Below are 14,903 nucleotides of genomic sequence, written 5' to 3'. Positions count from 1 at the left end.
AGGATTCCTCCCGCAGGCCCGCAATACGGAGGCCAGCGTCGGCCTGCTCCATCAGTGCAGGCAGGAGCGCTTCGAACTGCGCCAGATGGTCCGGTGTCGCCCCTGCGGCAGGAGCATCGGGGGGACGGTTCGGAGTTCAAGGCACAGCTTCCCAAGGCTGCGGTCAGGATTAAGGCTCCGGCAATTGCTGCGGCGGGACGTAGATTCACTTTTCGAGGCTTTCAGTGGTCACCGAAGGGACCCCCACTATTGGAATAGCCCTGAAAGCACCCCGCCCTGTTAGGAGGGACTGTCTCTGTAGTACTCGCTGGACAGACCGTAATCCGGGTCCAGCTCGGAGCGGACCATGCGGTGCTCCTTCGGGTTCTCCCGGCAGCTGGACGTAAGCAGGATTTCCACCCACGCACGCTCGCTCTGGCTATAGGTCGCAGTGACTCCGATGTCGTCCTTGAGATACATCAGGACCCGCACGTCCCCGCCTTCTTCCGGCGGATAGGAGACCTCGTTCTGGCGTTCCCAGCCTTCAGCATCGAGCCAGCCGCCGATTCGGTCAAGCGCGGCGTTGGCTGCTGCGGTGTCGGCTACCGGGCTGGATGCCACACCCAGCCATCGGGTCTCGAGCTGCTGTTCCTCAATCTCCGGCCGCAGGCAGGATTCTTCCCGCAGGTCCTCAAGCTGGAGTCCGGCATCGGCCTGCTCCATCAGTGTGGGAAGCAGCTCCTCAAACTGAGTCAGATAGTCCGGTGTCTCCTGCGCAGCTGCAGAATCAGGGGATGTTTCGGCGTTCAAGGCACAGCCTCCCAGGGATGCGGTCAGGATCAAGGCTCCGGCCAAGGTGGCAGCTGAACGTCGGGGCGTCATTTTTCGAGGCTCTCGGTGGTCACGGTCTGCAGCTTCATATTGGCGTAGTCTTCCGGTCGTTCTTCAATGGGGCTTTCCGAATAGGAGTAGCCGAATCCGTAGTGGAATATCTCCTCAACGTACAGGCTCACACGGCCTCCCTGGATCACCGCCTGGATGTTGGCTGCCGAGGTCGACCCCTTGGCGAAATAGTCCGTGTGCCCGTGCATGAGTGAATCTGGTTTCTTCGGCTCCACGAAACCGGATTCCAGCCGCACGGCGTCCATCTGGGTCTTTGGGTCGCCGCCGGTCCAGAACGAACCGCTGTGGTAGCCGCCGCCGCCTATCTGTGCCACGGAAATCGGATCGTCCCTGGTCTGGATCCAGTACCGGTTGGCGTCCGGGTTGGCCGTGTCGCTGGGACCGGAGACTTCGTGGCCGGTGCCGGCCGGGGCGACATAAAGTATGTTCGACGCCGTCAGACCCTCCCGCTCGCCGGTCCCGAGCAGTGAACCTCCGGCGCTGTAGCCAATGTAGGTGCTGCGCGTATCCTGCGGGACCTCCAGGTCCAGGGCGTGGTCGAACGCGGCCAGCAGTGGCCCGCCGTTTTCGTTGTAGCTGCTGGTGAGGTTGTGGTGCAGCTCGTTCGGCAGATCCGTGCCCTGCCAGTAGAAGGAGACCTTCTGCTGCTCAGGTTTCCCTTCCACAGCCTCGAGGCGGTCCAGATAGCTTTTCAGCGTGCCGAGGTCCGCACCCGTGCCCGGAACCAGGACGGCGGTCCTGGTCACTGTGTCCGACGGGGTGCCCTGCATCGTGACGATGCGGCCGTCCCCGTCCGTGCTGACCATCACGACCTGTGTGCCTTGTTCCACGGCGTAGTCCAACCCCTTAAGCAGCGTCTGCAGGCGCGCCTGCTCGCTCTTCCATTGGGCATGGTCATGGCTCCAAAGCGCCGCGCCGGACCTGTTCTGTCCGTAATCGGCGAATACCGGTTCCTTGAGCCCGGCCAGGTCCTGGCAGGCAGTGTGCCGGTACCCCGCAGCCGTGACGGTGTTGGCGTGCACGCGGGAGGCAAACGGCACCCCGTTGAGGGCGCCGAAGATTGCCGGGTAGAGCAGGAGGAGCTTTTCCTGGTCTCCGGGCGGCAGGCCGAGCCATGCGGCGCGTACCGCCGCGATCCCGGCCTTGGACGCGCTGTCCTTCATCGCTTCGGCCATAACCGCTTCGGCGCTTCCGGGTAGGAGATACCCGGGCAGCCGGTTCGCCGCAAGCAGGGCTGCAGCCTCCGGATTGGCCGCGGCCCACGCACGGAGCTCTTCGGTATCCAGTCCCTGGAGGGAGGGAAGGAGCGCGCCCGGAGTCACGGCGCCCAGCCGTTCGTCAAGCGTGGTGGTCAGGGACGCCCAGGTCACCTCCGGCAGCGTCCGGCTGCCAAGGAAAGCTGTCATGGGCAGTCCGTCTCCGGTACCCCCGGAAATCGCTGCCAAGCTGGCTGCGGATTCCTGTTGCAGTGTGCTCCACTGGGTCGAAAGGGCTTCCGCACGGGTATTGAATGTCTCAACAATGTTCCCGTGGGCCACCGGATCATCGCCCTCGGCAGCCTCACGGGGTTGTTCAGCCGCCAGCCGGCTAAGTTCCTCGGCAAGTGACCGCGCACCGGCAGCGAAGTCCTGGATGACCCCGGCGGCGGAGACAAGGGATGCCCGCCACTGTGCCATCGGCTCGGCCAAGGAATCCATGGCGGCATGCACCAGCTCCTGGGTGGAAGGTTCCCGGTAAGCAGTTCCGACCCGCCGCCATGCGGTTGTTGCGTCGCCCAGGTAACCCTCGGTCACTCCTGCGCGTATCTGGAGGTCCTGGGCCAGAGCATCGAGGGCGGCCCAGTCGCCGCTGATGTCGGGAAGCGTCGAAATTCGCATTATTCCGTCAGGAACCGTAGGCGCCCGGTCTGGGGCGGGGGAGCGGATAGGTAGGCCGTGGGAAGGGTTGAGAGTGCAGACTTCGCTGCTGCGCTCATCTCGCCGTCGGCGTCGACAAAGGCCTGGGCTGCTTCGGTGAGGGCCGTGGCCTTCCGGAAAACCAGACTGGAGATCCGCTGGGCAACGTCCTGCCGGGGAGCCCAGAAGGAGGAAAAAGCACCGGCGACGGCGTCGGCACTGCCGAAACTGCCGGCGAGCTCGCCAGCGGTGTCCGCGGCGGCAGCACCCGCCTGATGCAGGGCCTGGCCGTCGGCTGCGACATCCACCACAACGGCATGAATGGCTGCCGGCTGGATTTCGTACTGCACTCTTCCCCCCTGATATGGCCCCTGGACGCGCGGACGGTCCCGCTAACCATGAGTCTGCGGTCTATCTTGACCGGCGTCGATGGGGAGAAGTACCCATACGGCTGTGGTGAGGGTTCCTGCCCTCAGAACTCTGTGCAGATTCTCCGGCAGGAGTTGGCACCGGGGTCCTGTCAGCCCTTGGTAAGCTTGTCTGAAGCCCTTCGCCAACCGTCCTGCGCTCTGCAGTGTCCGGCCTTGGTGCGAAGGTGCTCCTTTCCACCGCACCCACCACAGACTTTTTGCTCCGCCCACCACGCGCCTGTTCCAGGTGCCGTGCCACCCGGAGCGACGGGTTGTGCCCCAAAGCCCGGCGGCGGAAAGTACCGCAATACCGTAGGAGAAGCGCCACCCCCATGCAGTCTGCCCCCGCCGCCCCGCACCAAGAAGTCCTTTGGAACCGCCGCTACGATCCCAACATTGCCGAAGTAAACCAACTCTGTGACTCCCTGATGCAGCTCAAACCGGGCAGCGAAGTCCCCTACATCGACCCGCAGCATGATGTGGAGGAAGCCCGGATTGTCAGCCTGTTCTCCAACAACGGTGCGGCGCATCCCTCCGGATTCGTTACAGCAGGGAGTGACGAGGCCATGACCCGCCTGCTCGGCGTGCACTGGCAGGTGGGCCTGAAGCCCCAGTACGTTATGCCGTGGAACGTCCATCCCTGGTATACGCCGGGGGAGCCCCACACGAAGCTGACCAAGGAAGAGGTGGCTGAGGGCCTCAAGCCGCTGCTTCGCTTCCTGGCACTGGTACCGCGGGCTTCAGTGATCGTCGCGCACGGCACCGAGGCCCAGCGGCTGGCTGCGGCCTTCCTGAAGACCGAGAACCGGATGATTTACCGGCGCAGCTTCAAGATCTACAAGGCGCGTTCGGCTGAAGGCCGTTCCTTCGGTGCCACCGAGGAGCGCCAGGAAGAATCGCTCGCCGAAATGCGGCTGGCCTACAAGGACGCCATGGCGCGGACCGGGCTGGCCTTAACCGGACGCTAGCCGTCGGCGGATATCCGGCGAAGACAATCCGCCGGCGGCCAGCCGGCAAACTGGTAGGCCTAGTCTGCTTCCACCGGAACATCGACGATTCCGGTGAAGCGGGTGCCAATGCCCTCATACTCGCTGCGCACACGGCCGGCGGGAACGGGCGGAAGTTCGCGGGCCGAGTGGTCGAAGCACACCACATGAGTGAACTCAGGCCACCATTTCTTCGGGCGCGCCATCTCGCGGTAGCCGCAGACCGAGCACTCCAGCGATACCCAGACCGGCCGTTTCCCGGTCCGGTTTGCCCGCGACTGCGCGAGCCACTGCGGCGGATTGGCATTGAGCGCATCGAGCTCTGAGCGTTCCATCCGCGGAGGAATGCCGTGGCGGGAGGCCATTTCGAGCGGAATATCAAGGATCTGTGCTGCAAGGCGTCTGGTAATCATCGCTTTAAACGATACGGCAGGGGGGGGTTGGCCGCCGTCGTGCCCTGCCGGAATGTGCCGGTTACTTAGTCCGCTTCGGAGAAGGCCTTCCGGAGGTTCGCTTCCTGCTCCTTGGAAAGGTTCGTTGCGATCAGCGTGGCTCCGGGGTTTCCCTCCTTGAAGGCTTCAAGGACCCGGTCCTCCACGGCGTCCGAGGACAGCACGAACAGGGCGGAGGTTCCCGGGGTGACTTCCTGGCGGACCTGCTTGATGAAGTCGTCGTCAATGCCGACGTCGACCATCGAGCCTGACAGCGCACCGATCGCGGCGCCCACCGCGGCCCCGATCAGCGGAACAAAGAAGATCAGGCCAAACAGCAGCCCCCAGAAACCGCCGCCCAATGCGCCCGTACCAACCAGGTTGTGTTCCTGGACCGTCTTGGGCTTCTTCTTGTCCTGCGGCCAGGTGATGATCGCCTCGTCCTGCACGGTGATCAGGTTCTGGGCCTGGAGGCTGGCGAGGGTTTGCGTTGCCCGTTCAGCGGCATCCGCTTCCGGGAATTTCCATACGGTCAGTGTTGCCATGGCAGATGCTCCAAACGGTTGGGATCCAGGTACCGCCCTGTGTGCCAAGGACACCAAACGGGCAGAGTAGACGCCACGTTAGCCAGCGGATCACTCCCGGATCAAGCAATCCTCCGGACCTGGCCCGGCCCGCCCAAGACCGGCGGCGGACACTGTCTAACCTGCGCTGGCGGTCGTAGACTGACTGCCGGATTATGCCCGGAGTCGTGGCTGCCTGCGTCCGCTAGCCTTCACCCGTGAGGCTTGAGCGGTACAGCTGCAGCAGTGCGGGGGTCCCGCCGCTTTCCATTGCCCGGCGCTGGCGTTCGGCGCCGGTGCCCGAGTCCCAGAGGTTGGCCAGCCCCGCCTGGACCCAGTCGGTGTCGCTCTCCGCGTCGAGTGCAGGACCTGCGAAGTCGAGCAGCGCCCGGATACGGTCCTTGGCGGGGACCAGCTCGGCGCTCACCGGGTCCACCAGCGTGCTGGTGATCCCTTCCCGGGCGGCCTGCCACATGGCCGCATCGAGCAGTTCGGCTTCCGGGACCGGACGCGGTATATCCCGCTCGGCTTCCTCCACCGCGGTGCTGACCAGGCCGCGGATAATGGCGGCCAGGAGAACGGAGTCCCGTGCCTGGAGCTGAGCGTCGCCGGCGCGGACCTCCAGGGTGGGGTAGGAGTCGGACAGGCGGGCCATCCAGGTCAGGACTCCGCGGTCGATGATCGCGCCGGTAGCCACGAGCTGCTTCACGCGGCGTTCGTAATCAGCCGCGTCCGTAAAGACCGGCGGGCACCCCTGGACCGGCCAGCGCCGGTAGTGCACCACCCGCCAGCTGCCGAAGCCGCTGTCCCGGCCCAGCCAGTAAGGCGAATTGGCGCTCAGGGCCACAACGGCCGGCAGCCATTCACGGATTCGGTTCAGGGCCTGGACGCCGGCCTCGCGGCCGGGAATCGAAACATGGACGTGCAGCCCGTTGACGAACTGGTCACCAACGATCCCCGGTGCGCTGGCCCGCAGGTCCCGGTAACGTTCCTTGTCAGTGAGTTCCGGATAGTGGTCCTCGGTAAACGGGGCCGACGCCGTTCCCGCAGCCAGCACGGAGGCCTTACGCGCCGCAGCCTCGAGCTGGGAACGGAAGTTGAGCAGGTACTCTTCGGCCTCCGTCAAAGTGGACGAAACCGGAGTGGCGGTTTCGAGCTGGCAGCTGAGCAGTTCGCGCTGGATCTCGCCTTCGGTTACCCGCGGTGACTGGTGCAGGTAGCCGGCTACCTCGTCCGCCTTATGCACCGGGAAACCGGTGGACGGGTCAAGCAGCAGATACTCTTCCTCGATGCCCAGTGTCGCCATGCATCCCTCCAAGATTGTGTCCCAGCCCGTGGGGGCTGCCAGCACGGTGCCTGTCTAGAAGACTAGGGCCAAAACGGTCCCTGAGGCCAAATCAGAAGTAACCTGACTTTTCTCCGATGGTGGTGGTTCTTTTACTAACCAGCGATCAGCGACTGCCGAAAGAGTCCCGCCAGCCCGCCCCAGCCCGCGTTGGCCACTGCCGCGCGCTGGCGTCCTGCGCCGGTTCCGGAACCGTACAGCCGCTCCAGTCCTTGGAGAACGTAGGGAAGGTCGCCGCTGTTCTCAAGCGCCGGCCGGATGTACGCCAGGAGCGCGCCAACCTGGACCTGGCCGCCTGCCACAGCGCAGCGTCGAGCATTTCCGGATCCTGCTCCGGCCGGTCTGCGTCCGCAAGGACTGTCGTCACCAGTCCGCGCACCAGTGCCGCCAGCAGGACAGAATCCCGCGCCTCCAGCTGCGCATCGCTTACCCGTACCTCAAGGGTGGGGTAGTGCTGGGACAATCGTGCCGCCCACCCGATATGGCCGGCATCGAGCACGACGTCGGTTTCGAGCAGGTTCGCGAGCCTCCTGTCATAGTCCTCGGCGTCGGCGAAGTGCGGCGGGCAGCCCTGCACGGACCAGCGCCGGTAATGGATGAGCCGCCAGCTGGAGAAATTGGACTCACGTCCCCGCCAGAAGGGGGAATTGGCGGACAAGGCGGCCAGCGTGGCCAGCCAGGGGCGGATGCGGTTAAGGGCAGCCACACCGGCCTCCCGGTCGGGAATCCCAACGTGGATATGCGTTCCGTTCAGGTAATGCTCGCCGGCCACGGCCCCGGTCACTTCGCCCATCAGCATGTACCGTCCCGTCGGGCTGATCTCTGCAGGCGGTTCGGGGATGCGTGGTGCTGCCCCGGTGAGTGCAACCCCCACCCCGGCTAGGGAAGCAGCATCGGCAATCAGCGACCGCGAGGCCAGGAGCGACTCCGTTGCCTCGTCCAGGGTCTCGCAGATGTTCGTGGCAATTTCCAGCTGGCAGGCGAGGAACTCGGCGGAGCTGGCGACCGCAGGGCCGGAGGAGGGGGCGAGCTTGCCGGAGAGCTCGGCTGCCCGGGCGGATGGAAGTCCGCTAAGCGGATCGATGAGGAGGAACTCCTCCTCAATGCCGAACGTCACCATGCATAATCCCCTGTTCGCTGCGCTGGCGGAGGGCCCTACCGGTTGGACCAGTTTAGGGCAGTGTCCGGTGCCGAAGGCAGGGGAGGGGCGGAACTGTTTGCGGGTGTCCGTGTTGAGCTAGCCGGCCACCGTCAAATGGCCCAGTGCGACGGCGCCGACGGACAACACCAGGTTCAGGAAAATATTGGCCACGGCGAGCCGGCGGCTGCCGTTGAGCCAGAGAACCACCGTGGCCGTGCTCCAGGAGCTGAACGTCGTCAGGCCGCCAGCCAGGCCTGCTGCAGCGGCGTTATAGGCCAGGCCATCGATGCCGCCGCCCTGCAGCAGCCCGAAAGCGGCACCAATGAGGAACGACCCGGCCACGTTGACGAGCAGCGTCGCAGCCGGGAACCTCGGGCGTTCCGGGTGCTGCGCAGCCGTGAAGGCGGTGTCCAGGCCGAACCGGAGCAAGGTGCCGGCCATCCCGCCCAGGGCAACGAACAGGGCCGTCATGGCTGCTCGCCACGCTGCTGGAGGCCCCGGCGGCGCATCACGGCCGACCCTGCAGCGAGACCGGTTCCGGCGGCCGCCAGCCCGGCGGCGGTACTCAGGCCGGCGTAAAGCAGCCAGGTTCCGTGCCGGCCGGCTTCGAGCAGGGTTCCGATGCTGAGAGCGAAGGCCGAGAAGGTGCTAAAAGACCCCAGCAGTCCCGGCCCCAGTCCGGCCCTGAGCCAGAACGGCACCGCCGGACGGAACAGCCACCAGGAGGTGAAAAAGCCCAGCGCCGCGCTGGCTGTGACGTTGATGGCGAAGATAGTCGTGTCAAAGGAGACGGGATCGGTGGGAAAGAGCCGGGTCAGCAGATAGCGGGCTTCGGAGCCGGCCAGCCCGCCCACAGCTACGGCTGCCCAGGCCTGCCATCCCGGCAGGGCACGCCGGACGCTTCCTGGCCCGGAACGGTTCATTGCCGTATGGCCCGCCAGGTCAGGGTGAGGTAGGGCAGCTCCAGAACCTCGTCGGCGCCATGGCCGAGGTGCTCGTGGATGAACCAGGCCAGGTTCGCCAGGACCTTGGCCCGGGTGGCTTCGGACGCCGAGAGATAGTAGGCACGGGACTTGGCCAGATCCGCCAGGTCGGCCGGCGTCATCGACTGCACCCAGGTGCTGGTGTGGGATTCCTGCAGCCGGAACGGGGCCCCAAGCTCCGGGCGGAACCCGGGCCGCAGGACGTCTCCGGCATGGATGATGCGGGAGAAGCGGTGCACCCACGGCACACTCACATCGAGCTGGTTCCAGACCAGGCCGAGAATGCCACCGGGGCCCAGGATCCGGTCGAACTCGACCGCCGACGCCGCCGGGTCGCACCAGTGCCACGCCTGGGCTACGGTGACGGCGTCGAAGGAAGCCGCGGGAAGGCCCGTCTCCTCAGCCGTACCGGTCGACGCCGGAACGGACGGCAGGGAACTCCTCAGTTGGCCGAGCATGTCTTCGGAGGGGTCTACGGCATGGACGCTGAACCCGGCTGAGACCAGGGTGCGTGTGTACTTGCCGGTGCCCGCACCGACGTCGGCAACGGTTACGGACGACGGCGGACGGGTGGCGAGCTCCGGGGTGTCGAAGAGCCAGCGGACGGCGTCTTCGGGGTAGCCGGGGCGGACCCGGTCGTAGTGCTCTCCGCCGCTGCGGTAACTCTGTGCCAGCTCACGCCGGCGCAGGGCGTGAAGCCGGGGTCCGCTGGATGCCACTGGTTCCCGCCTGGGCCTAGAACAGGTCGTCGAGGCCGGGGTTCAGCCTCTGCAGCACTTCGTTGTGAAGCACTCCGTTGGTCGCGAGGGCATTGCCCCCGAACGGGCCGTCTTCGCCCTCGAGCGAGCTGAACCGTCCACCGGCTTCGGTGATGATCGGGACCAGGGCAGCCATGTCGTAAAGGTTCAGTTCCGGCTCGCAGGCAATGTCCACAGCGCCTTCGGCCACCATGCAGTAGGACCAGAAGTCGCCGTAGGCGCGCGTGCGCCAGACGGACTCGGTCAGCCCGAGGAACTCATCGAGGCTCCCGCGCTGCTTCCAGCCGGTCAGGCTGGAGTAGGAGAGCGAGGCGTCATCCAGGCGGGAGACGTCCGAGACCCGCAGGCGGGTAGCGGCGGCGAGCGAGCGGCCCATATAGGCGCCGGTTCCGGTGGCAGCCCACCAGCGCTTGCCCAGGGCGGGCGCGCTGACGACGCCGACAACGGGGACGCCGTCGTCGACCAGCGAGATCAGGGTGGCCCAGACCGGGACGCCGCGGACGAAGTTCTTGGTGCCGTCGATGGGATCGATGATCCAGCGCCGCGGACCGGACCCGGTAGAACCGAATTCCTCACCGAGGACGGCATCGCGCGGGCGGGCACGGGAGAGCTGCCCGCGGATGGCCTCCTCTGCCGCTTTGTCCGCATCGGTGACCGGAGTCAGGTCCGGTTTCGTCTCGACGCGGAGGTCCTGGGCCTTGAACCTGGACATGGTCTGGTCGTCCACGGAGTCGGCCATGACATGGGCGAGACGCAGATCATCGTTGTAGTTCTGAGCGAACGGCATACTTCAACTTATCGCTATTAGGCAGGCAGTGCCCACGTTTACGCTGGTGCGCGGCGTGTGCCCGCGCGTTTGTCCCGGTTGCGCCCCGTCTACTGGCTTCCGAGCTCCTTGGCATGGGCCCGGTTCTCCGTGCGCATGCCGGAGCCGAGCAGGCGGCGCAGTGACGCCAGGCGGGCAGCTCCCGCCGAGCCGGCCTGTCCGGACTCCACCCACGGATCGAGCCCGCAGTTGACGGCATCGCCGTCGTGGCGGCAGCCGCGTTCGCAGGCTTCGGTGCCCGGTTCCAGATCGGGGAAGGCGCTGAGGATCCGGTCGGGATCCACGTGTGCCAGCCCGAAGGAGCGGATGCCGGGAGTGTCGATGATCCAGCTGCCGGCGGGGGCATCGTTAACCTTCAGTGCCAGTGCCGAGGAGGACGTGTGGCGTCCGCGTCCGGTGACTGCGTTGACGCCGCCAGTGGCACGGCGGGAGCCGGTCAGTGCGTTCACCAGGGTGGACTTGCCGACGCCGGAGTGGCCCACCAGGACGCTGACCTTGCCGAGCAGATGCTCGTGGAGCGCGGAGACGGCGTTACCTGCCAGCCGGGCCGAGAGGCCGTCGTCCGACTCCGAGTCGATTCCGGAGTCTTCTTCCTGAGCGGTCCGGCTGATGATGACCTCAAGATCGAGGTGGTCATAATTTGCCAGCAGCTCAGCGGGATCCTTGAGGTCTGCTTTGGTGACGCACAGCAGCGGGGAAATGCCGGCGTCGTACGCCGCGACCAGCGCCCGGTCGATGAACCCGGTGCGTGGTTCCGGGTTCGCCGCCGCCACAACGATCACCAGCTGGTCCGCGTTCGCCACGACAACGCGCTCCACCGGATCCGTGTCATCCGCGGAGCGGCGCAGGACGGTGTCGCGCTCATTGACCCGGACCAGCCGGGCAAGGGTATCCGGGGCACCGCTGACGTCTCCGACGAGCCCAACCAGGTCGCCGGCGACCACCGGTGTGCGGCGCAGCTCGCGGGCCCGGGCAGCCGTGACGATCCGCTCCTGGGCAGTGTCTTCGTCCACGATCGCGGTGTAGCGGCCGCGGTCCACCGTGATGATCCGTCCGGTCACGGCGTCCTCGTGGGCAGGCCGGTCCTTGGTGCGGGGACGCGATCCCTTTTTATTGGGCCGGACCCGGACATCGGATTCGTCCCAGCCGCCGGTGCCTCGTGCCACCGCTAGCCTTCCTGAGCTTTGCCGGAGCGCTGTCCGGCGCCTGAAACCAGGTCCGTCCAAAGCTGGGCGAATTCCGGCATCGTCTTGGCGGTTGCACTGATGTCTTCGACGACGACGCCGGGTACAGCCAGTCCGATGATCGCTCCCGCCGTTGCCATCCGGTGGTCGGCGTAGGTGCCGAACGTACCGCCGTGCAGCGGCACCGGATCGATCCGCAGGCCGTCCTTGGTTTCGGTGACAGAGCCGCCCAGCCGGTTGATTTCGGTGCTCAGTGCTGCGAGCCGGTCCGTCTCATGACCGCGCAGGTGCGCGATGCCGGTGAGGACCGACGGCGAATCCGCCAGGGCACAGAGTGCCGCCACGGTGGGGGCCAGTTCGCTGGTGTCAGCGAAGACCCCGCCGCGGATCCGGCCGCGGCCGGTGATGGTGAGCACGCCGTCGGCCAGTTCCGCATCCGCTCCCATTTGGGGAAGGATCTGCCGCCACTTGTCGCCCACCTGGGTGGTTTCCGCCGGCCAGCCCGGTATCCGGACCGTGCCGCCGGTGGCCAGGGCCGCCGCCAGGAAGGGACCCGCGTTGGAAAGGTCGGGTTCAATCCGGACGTCGAACGCGCGGATGGCCCCGGGGGAGACCTTCCATTCGTTCGGCACGGAATCGTCCACCTCAACGCCTGTTTCCCGCAGGACCCGGACCGTCATGGCAATGTGGTCAAGGCTCGGCACCGACTCGCCGCGGTGCACCAGGTGCAGGCCGTTCGCGAAGCGGGCGCCGGTCATCAGCAGGGCTGAGACGAACTGGCTCGAGGCGCCGGCGTCGATCTCCAGGCGGCCTCCCTCGACCCCGCCGGTGCCGGTGACCCGGAACGGCAGCGAGCCGCTGCCGCCGTCGTCGACCGAAATTCCCAGCCCCCGCAGTGCCTCAATGGTCGCGCCCATGGGGCGCAGCCTGGCATGCGGATCACCGTCGAAGGAGGTGGTGCCTTTCCGCAGTGCCGCGACCGGCGGAACGAACCGCATGACCGTTCCGGCCAGGCCGCAGTCAACCTCTGCCTCCGAGTCACTTCCGGTGCCCAGCGGCTCGACCAGCAGGTCCGGGCCGAAGGGCCCGGATCCCGGCACTTCCGTGATCTGTGCACCGAGGGACCGCAGCGCGGTGATCATCAGAGCCGAGTCGCGTGAATGCAGCGGTGCCCGGAGCCGGGAGGGGCCGTCGGCCAGCGCGGCCAGGACGAGGTACCTGTTGGTGAGTGATTTGGAGCCGGGAACCTGTACTTCGGCGTTGACGGGCTGGTCCGGCGTGGGTGCCGGCCAGCCGTCGGCAACAGGCTGCAGTGCGGAGGGGGAAGTCATGGTGCCTAGGAACCTACGATGTCTGTGGCGGCGCTGCGGACGGCGCGGTCCGCCTTGGCCAGCTGCTTCTTGGTCTGCTTGCTGACTTTCCGGGTTCGGCGGCTGGCATCCTTGCCAACAGCGCGCACGTTTCGTCCGGTATCGGCGGCGAGGTGCTCGGCGCGCCAGGCCAGCCCGGGACGTCCGTTGGTGTCCACGGCAGCCAGCAGGACTCCGCCGATCAGGGAAAGGTTCTTGAGCAGCTGGGTGCGCCGGTCCTTGCGCCCTTCACGCGTGGTGGCGTCGGCGTTGCGGTATTCCACGAAGGTGTTCACTCCAGCGGTCGCGGCCAGGACAATGCCGGCCAGCCGGGAGAACTTGCCAACCCCGAGCATCGCAGCGGCACCAAGCTGGGTGGCGCCAAGGACACGGGCGACGGCGACGGGATTGTCCGCGAGTCCAGCTGCCGACGGCACCACCTTGCCCAGGCGTCCGAGCGTGGGGGAGAGCTGCTGCGCGGTCTGCTCCACATTCCGCAGCCTTTCCACACCGGCTGCGACAAAGCCTGCGGCGAGGAGCGGGCGGGCTAGGGTTCGGACAATCGTCATACGTTCCTCCTGGGATACGCCGTGCAGTAGGCGTGCAGTAATGGATGATACGGCGGCGCCGGGCGTGCCGTATGCAAACGGATATCCCTAGTCTGGCACCTTTGGCACCCTTACACACTGTCCACCGACGCCGGGGCAGGAATAACGGGCTGCCGGCAGTGGTTATGTTGTGCACCGGCGGGGTTGGTAAATAACAGGGAACCAACACTTCTGGAATTACACGGCGAATGCGGAACCGGCCGGGAAAACACCACGGAAGGGGCAGTACAAGGAATGGCGAACTCTCTGCTGGATGCCGGGGCGCCCGCTCCCACGGACCAGCCCAGCTTGCTGGTGCGCACGCGCCCCTTAGACTTGAACTTGATGAGAACTGATGTGCCGGAAGGCAGCCCCCAGGTGGAAGACCCTGGCTTGGACGTCGCGGCAGAGTCCGAGCAGGCGCGTAAGCAGCGGTTCGAGAGGGACGCCATGCAGTATGTGGACCAGCTCTACTCCGCTGCCATGCGCATGGCCCGGAACCCCGCTGACGCGGAGGACCTTGTCCAGGAGGCCTATACCAAGGCCTTCTCGGCGTTCCACCAGTACAAGCCCGGGACCAACCTCAAGGCCTGGCTCTACCGGATTCTGACCAACACGTATATCAATCTCTACCGGAAGCGCCAGCGGGAGCCGCTGCAGTCAAACTCCGAAGGAGTGGAGGACTGGCAGCTGGCGCGTGCGGCGGAACACAGCTCCTCCGGCCTGCGGTCGGCTGAGGCCGAAGCGCTGGACCACCTGCCCGATTCCGATGTCAAGAGAGCACTGCAGGCCATCCCGGAGGAGTTCCGGCTGGCGGTCTACTTCTCCGACGTCGAAGGTTTCGCATACAAGGAAATCTCGGAAATCATGAACACGCCCATCGGCACGGTGATGTCCAGGCTGCACCGCGGACGCAAGATGCTCCGTGAGCTGCTGGCCGAATACGCCCATGAGCGGGGCATCAAAGCCAAGGTACGGCCGGCAGCCGCCGGTGCCGGTGATAAGAAGAATCAGGGGAACACACTATGAGCGATTGCCAGAGCCTGGGCGATTGCGAGGACGCACGCATCGAAAGGCTGTACGAGTACCTTGACGGGGCTCTTTCACATGACGACCTGGCTGAGATCCAGGAGCATCTGCAAGGTTGTCCCGCGTGCGCAGAGGAACATGACCTGGAGTGTGTCATCCGTTCTGTGGTTAAGCGGTCCTGCACCGAGGCGGCCCCCGCAACCCTGAAAGCCAGCATCCTGGAACGGATCAGCCAGATCCAGTCCGTGGAGCACTAGAGCCTTACACACAGAAACCCCCGCCGCCGTGAGGCTGCGGGGGTTTCTGTTTTGGTGCGGCCTGTCCGCACAAGCGCCCTGACTTAAGTGTTGGGACGCTTGCCGTGGTTTGCGCCGCCGCGCTTGCGATCCTTGCGCTTGCGTGCTCGCTTGCTCATGGCTGCCTCCTTCGTTTAATAACACGTTTTGCCCTTCAGTCTCCCACACAGTGAACCGATGGCATAAATGCGCAGCTGCCTTTGCGGGCGGTCCCCGGCAGTGTCCGGACCGTGTCGCC

18 protein-coding genes are annotated in these 14,903 nt (G+C 66.0%); 3 read left to right on the top strand and 15 right to left on the bottom strand.

The window, feature by feature from the left end; translation table 11 throughout:
• Nucleotides 1-279: 279 nt before the first annotated feature.
• From RTN46_RS03505 to RTN46_RS03495, 3 genes are read right to left on the bottom strand one after another with little or no spacing between them, the layout of a single operon-like run.
• Nucleotides 280-861 (bottom strand): hypothetical protein, encoded by a 582-nt coding sequence (locus RTN46_RS03505; RefSeq protein ID WP_312179046.1) that lies wholly within the window; start codon nt 859-861, stop codon nt 280-282.
• Complete coding sequence (locus RTN46_RS03500) at nt 858-2,759, bottom strand: hypothetical protein (protein WP_312179044.1); 1,902 nt, start codon at nt 2,757-2,759, stop codon at nt 858-860. The genes RTN46_RS03505 and RTN46_RS03500 overlap by 4 nt, the downstream gene beginning before the upstream one ends.
• A complete protein-coding gene (locus tag RTN46_RS03495; protein ID WP_312179043.1) occupies nt 2,759-3,127 on the bottom strand; it encodes a DUF6507 family protein in 369 nt (122 codons plus the stop codon). The genes RTN46_RS03500 and RTN46_RS03495 overlap by 1 nt, the downstream gene beginning before the upstream one ends.
• 392 nt (nt 3,128-3,519) lie before the next feature.
• Between RTN46_RS03495 and RTN46_RS03490 the strand changes: the two genes are divergently transcribed.
• On the top strand, nt 3,520-4,155 hold the full coding sequence (locus RTN46_RS03490) for a uracil-DNA glycosylase (RefSeq protein WP_312179042.1): 636 nt from the start codon (nt 3,520-3,522) through the stop codon (nt 4,153-4,155).
• Between the two features lie 59 nt (nt 4,156-4,214).
• On the opposite strand, the gene RTN46_RS03485 is transcribed toward RTN46_RS03490, so the two are convergent.
• The 11 genes from RTN46_RS03485 to RTN46_RS03435 form a co-directional block, all read right to left on the bottom strand.
• The gene (locus RTN46_RS03485; protein ID WP_312179040.1) at nt 4,215-4,586 is read right to left on the bottom strand and encodes a hypothetical protein; all 372 of its coding nucleotides are present in this window, start codon (nt 4,584-4,586) and stop codon (nt 4,215-4,217) included.
• A gap of 65 nt (nt 4,587-4,651) precedes the next feature.
• Nucleotides 4,652-5,149, bottom strand: a complete 498-nt coding sequence (locus RTN46_RS03480; protein ID WP_312179039.1) for a DUF1269 domain-containing protein — start codon at nt 5,147-5,149, stop codon at nt 4,652-4,654.
• 223 nt (nt 5,150-5,372) lie between these two features.
• A complete protein-coding gene (locus RTN46_RS03475; protein ID WP_312179038.1) occupies nt 5,373-6,473 on the bottom strand; it encodes a glutamate--cysteine ligase in 1,101 nt (366 codons plus the stop codon).
• Nucleotides 6,474-6,618: 145 nt separating this feature from the next.
• Nucleotides 6,619-7,632 carry a YbdK family carboxylate-amine ligase gene (locus tag RTN46_RS03470; protein WP_312179037.1) on the bottom strand — a complete coding sequence of 338 codons (1,014 nt, stop codon included), beginning with the start codon at nt 7,630-7,632 and terminating at the stop codon, nt 6,619-6,621.
• Between the two features lie 117 nt (nt 7,633-7,749).
• Nucleotides 7,750-8,124, bottom strand: coding sequence for a CrcB family protein (locus RTN46_RS03465; RefSeq protein ID WP_312179036.1), 375 nt, complete (start codon nt 8,122-8,124; stop codon nt 7,750-7,752).
• Nucleotides 8,121-8,576, bottom strand: a complete 456-nt coding sequence (locus RTN46_RS03460) for a CrcB family protein (RefSeq protein ID WP_312179035.1) — start codon at nt 8,574-8,576, stop codon at nt 8,121-8,123. Before RTN46_RS03460 ends, RTN46_RS03465 begins: the two co-directional genes overlap by 4 nt.
• The gene (locus RTN46_RS03455; RefSeq protein ID WP_312179033.1) at nt 8,573-9,355 is read right to left on the bottom strand and encodes a class I SAM-dependent methyltransferase; all 783 of its coding nucleotides are present in this window, start codon (nt 9,353-9,355) and stop codon (nt 8,573-8,575) included. The genes RTN46_RS03460 and RTN46_RS03455 overlap by 4 nt, the downstream gene beginning before the upstream one ends.
• Before the next feature lie 16 nt (nt 9,356-9,371).
• Nucleotides 9,372-10,181, bottom strand: coding sequence for a histidinol-phosphatase (hisN, locus tag RTN46_RS03450; protein WP_312179031.1), 810 nt, complete (start codon nt 10,179-10,181; stop codon nt 9,372-9,374).
• 89 nt (nt 10,182-10,270) lie between these two features.
• Nucleotides 10,271-11,386, bottom strand: a complete 1,116-nt coding sequence (gene rsgA / locus RTN46_RS03445) for a ribosome small subunit-dependent GTPase A (protein WP_312179029.1) — start codon at nt 11,384-11,386, stop codon at nt 10,271-10,273.
• 2 nt (nt 11,387-11,388) lie between these two features.
• On the bottom strand, nt 11,389-12,735 hold the full coding sequence (gene aroA / locus RTN46_RS03440; RefSeq protein WP_312179027.1) for a 3-phosphoshikimate 1-carboxyvinyltransferase: 1,347 nt from the start codon (nt 12,733-12,735) through the stop codon (nt 11,389-11,391).
• 5 nt (nt 12,736-12,740) lie between these two features.
• Nucleotides 12,741-13,322 (bottom strand): DoxX family membrane protein, encoded by a 582-nt coding sequence (locus RTN46_RS03435; protein ID WP_312179026.1) that lies wholly within the window; start codon nt 13,320-13,322, stop codon nt 12,741-12,743.
• Nucleotides 13,323-13,685: 363 nt separating this feature from the next.
• Between RTN46_RS03435 and RTN46_RS03430 the strand changes: the two genes are divergently transcribed.
• Entirely contained in the window at nt 13,686-14,369 is a 684-nt protein-coding gene (locus RTN46_RS03430; protein WP_312179025.1) for a sigma-70 family RNA polymerase sigma factor, read from the top strand.
• Nucleotides 14,366-14,626, top strand: coding sequence for a mycothiol system anti-sigma-R factor (gene rsrA / locus RTN46_RS03425; RefSeq protein ID WP_312179024.1), 261 nt, complete (start codon nt 14,366-14,368; stop codon nt 14,624-14,626). Before RTN46_RS03430 ends, rsrA begins: the two co-directional genes overlap by 4 nt.
• A gap of 83 nt (nt 14,627-14,709) precedes the next feature.
• Here rsrA and RTN46_RS17015 read toward each other — a convergent pair whose 3' ends face one another.
• Nucleotides 14,710-14,784 carry a 50S ribosomal protein bL37 gene (locus RTN46_RS17015; RefSeq protein WP_370664980.1) on the bottom strand — a complete coding sequence of 25 codons (75 nt, stop codon included), beginning with the start codon at nt 14,782-14,784 and terminating at the stop codon, nt 14,710-14,712.
• Nucleotides 14,785-14,903 lie beyond the last annotated feature (119 nt).

Origin of the sequence: Arthrobacter sp. (genome assembly GCF_031988865.1) — a bacterium.
Classification (GTDB): domain Bacteria; phylum Actinomycetota; class Actinomycetes; order Actinomycetales; family Micrococcaceae; genus Arthrobacter_B.
The sequence above is the reverse complement of the archived record's forward strand: the minus strand, read 5'-3'. Positions and strand labels throughout refer to the sequence as shown.

Bases quoted from the DNA above. Each gene is read 5' to 3' on its own strand.
- RTN46_RS03505 (WP_312179046.1), bottom strand. From the start codon at position 861: ATGACGCCCCGACGTTCAGCTGCCACCTTGGCCGGAGCCTTGATCCTG.
- RTN46_RS03500 (WP_312179044.1), bottom strand. From the start codon at position 2,759: ATGCGAATTTCGACGCTTCCCGACATCAGCGGCGACTGGGCCGCCCTC.
- RTN46_RS03490 (WP_312179042.1), top strand. From the start codon at position 3,520: ATGCAGTCTGCCCCCGCCGCCCCGCACCAAGAAGTCCTTTGGAACCGC.
- RTN46_RS03485 (WP_312179040.1), bottom strand. From the start codon at position 4,586: ATGATTACCAGACGCCTTGCAGCACAGATCCTTGATATTCCGCTCGAA.
- RTN46_RS03480 (WP_312179039.1), bottom strand. From the start codon at position 5,149: ATGGCAACACTGACCGTATGGAAATTCCCGGAAGCGGATGCCGCTGAA.
- RTN46_RS03475 (WP_312179038.1), bottom strand. From the start codon at position 6,473: ATGGCGACACTGGGCATCGAGGAAGAGTATCTGCTGCTTGACCCGTCC.
- RTN46_RS03470 (WP_312179037.1), bottom strand. From the start codon at position 7,632: ATGGTGACGTTCGGCATTGAGGAGGAGTTCCTCCTCATCGATCCGCTT.
- RTN46_RS03465 (WP_312179036.1), bottom strand. From the start codon at position 8,124: ATGACGGCCCTGTTCGTTGCCCTGGGCGGGATGGCCGGCACCTTGCTC.
- RTN46_RS03460 (WP_312179035.1), bottom strand. From the start codon at position 8,576: ATGAACCGTTCCGGGCCAGGAAGCGTCCGGCGTGCCCTGCCGGGATGG.
- hisN (WP_312179031.1), bottom strand. From the start codon at position 10,181: ATGCCGTTCGCTCAGAACTACAACGATGATCTGCGTCTCGCCCATGTC.
- aroA (WP_312179027.1), bottom strand. From the start codon at position 12,735: ATGACTTCCCCCTCCGCACTGCAGCCTGTTGCCGACGGCTGGCCGGCA.
- RTN46_RS03435 (WP_312179026.1), bottom strand. From the start codon at position 13,322: ATGACGATTGTCCGAACCCTAGCCCGCCCGCTCCTCGCCGCAGGCTTT.
- RTN46_RS03430 (WP_312179025.1), top strand. From the start codon at position 13,686: ATGAGAACTGATGTGCCGGAAGGCAGCCCCCAGGTGGAAGACCCTGGC.
- rsrA (WP_312179024.1), top strand. From the start codon at position 14,366: ATGAGCGATTGCCAGAGCCTGGGCGATTGCGAGGACGCACGCATCGAA.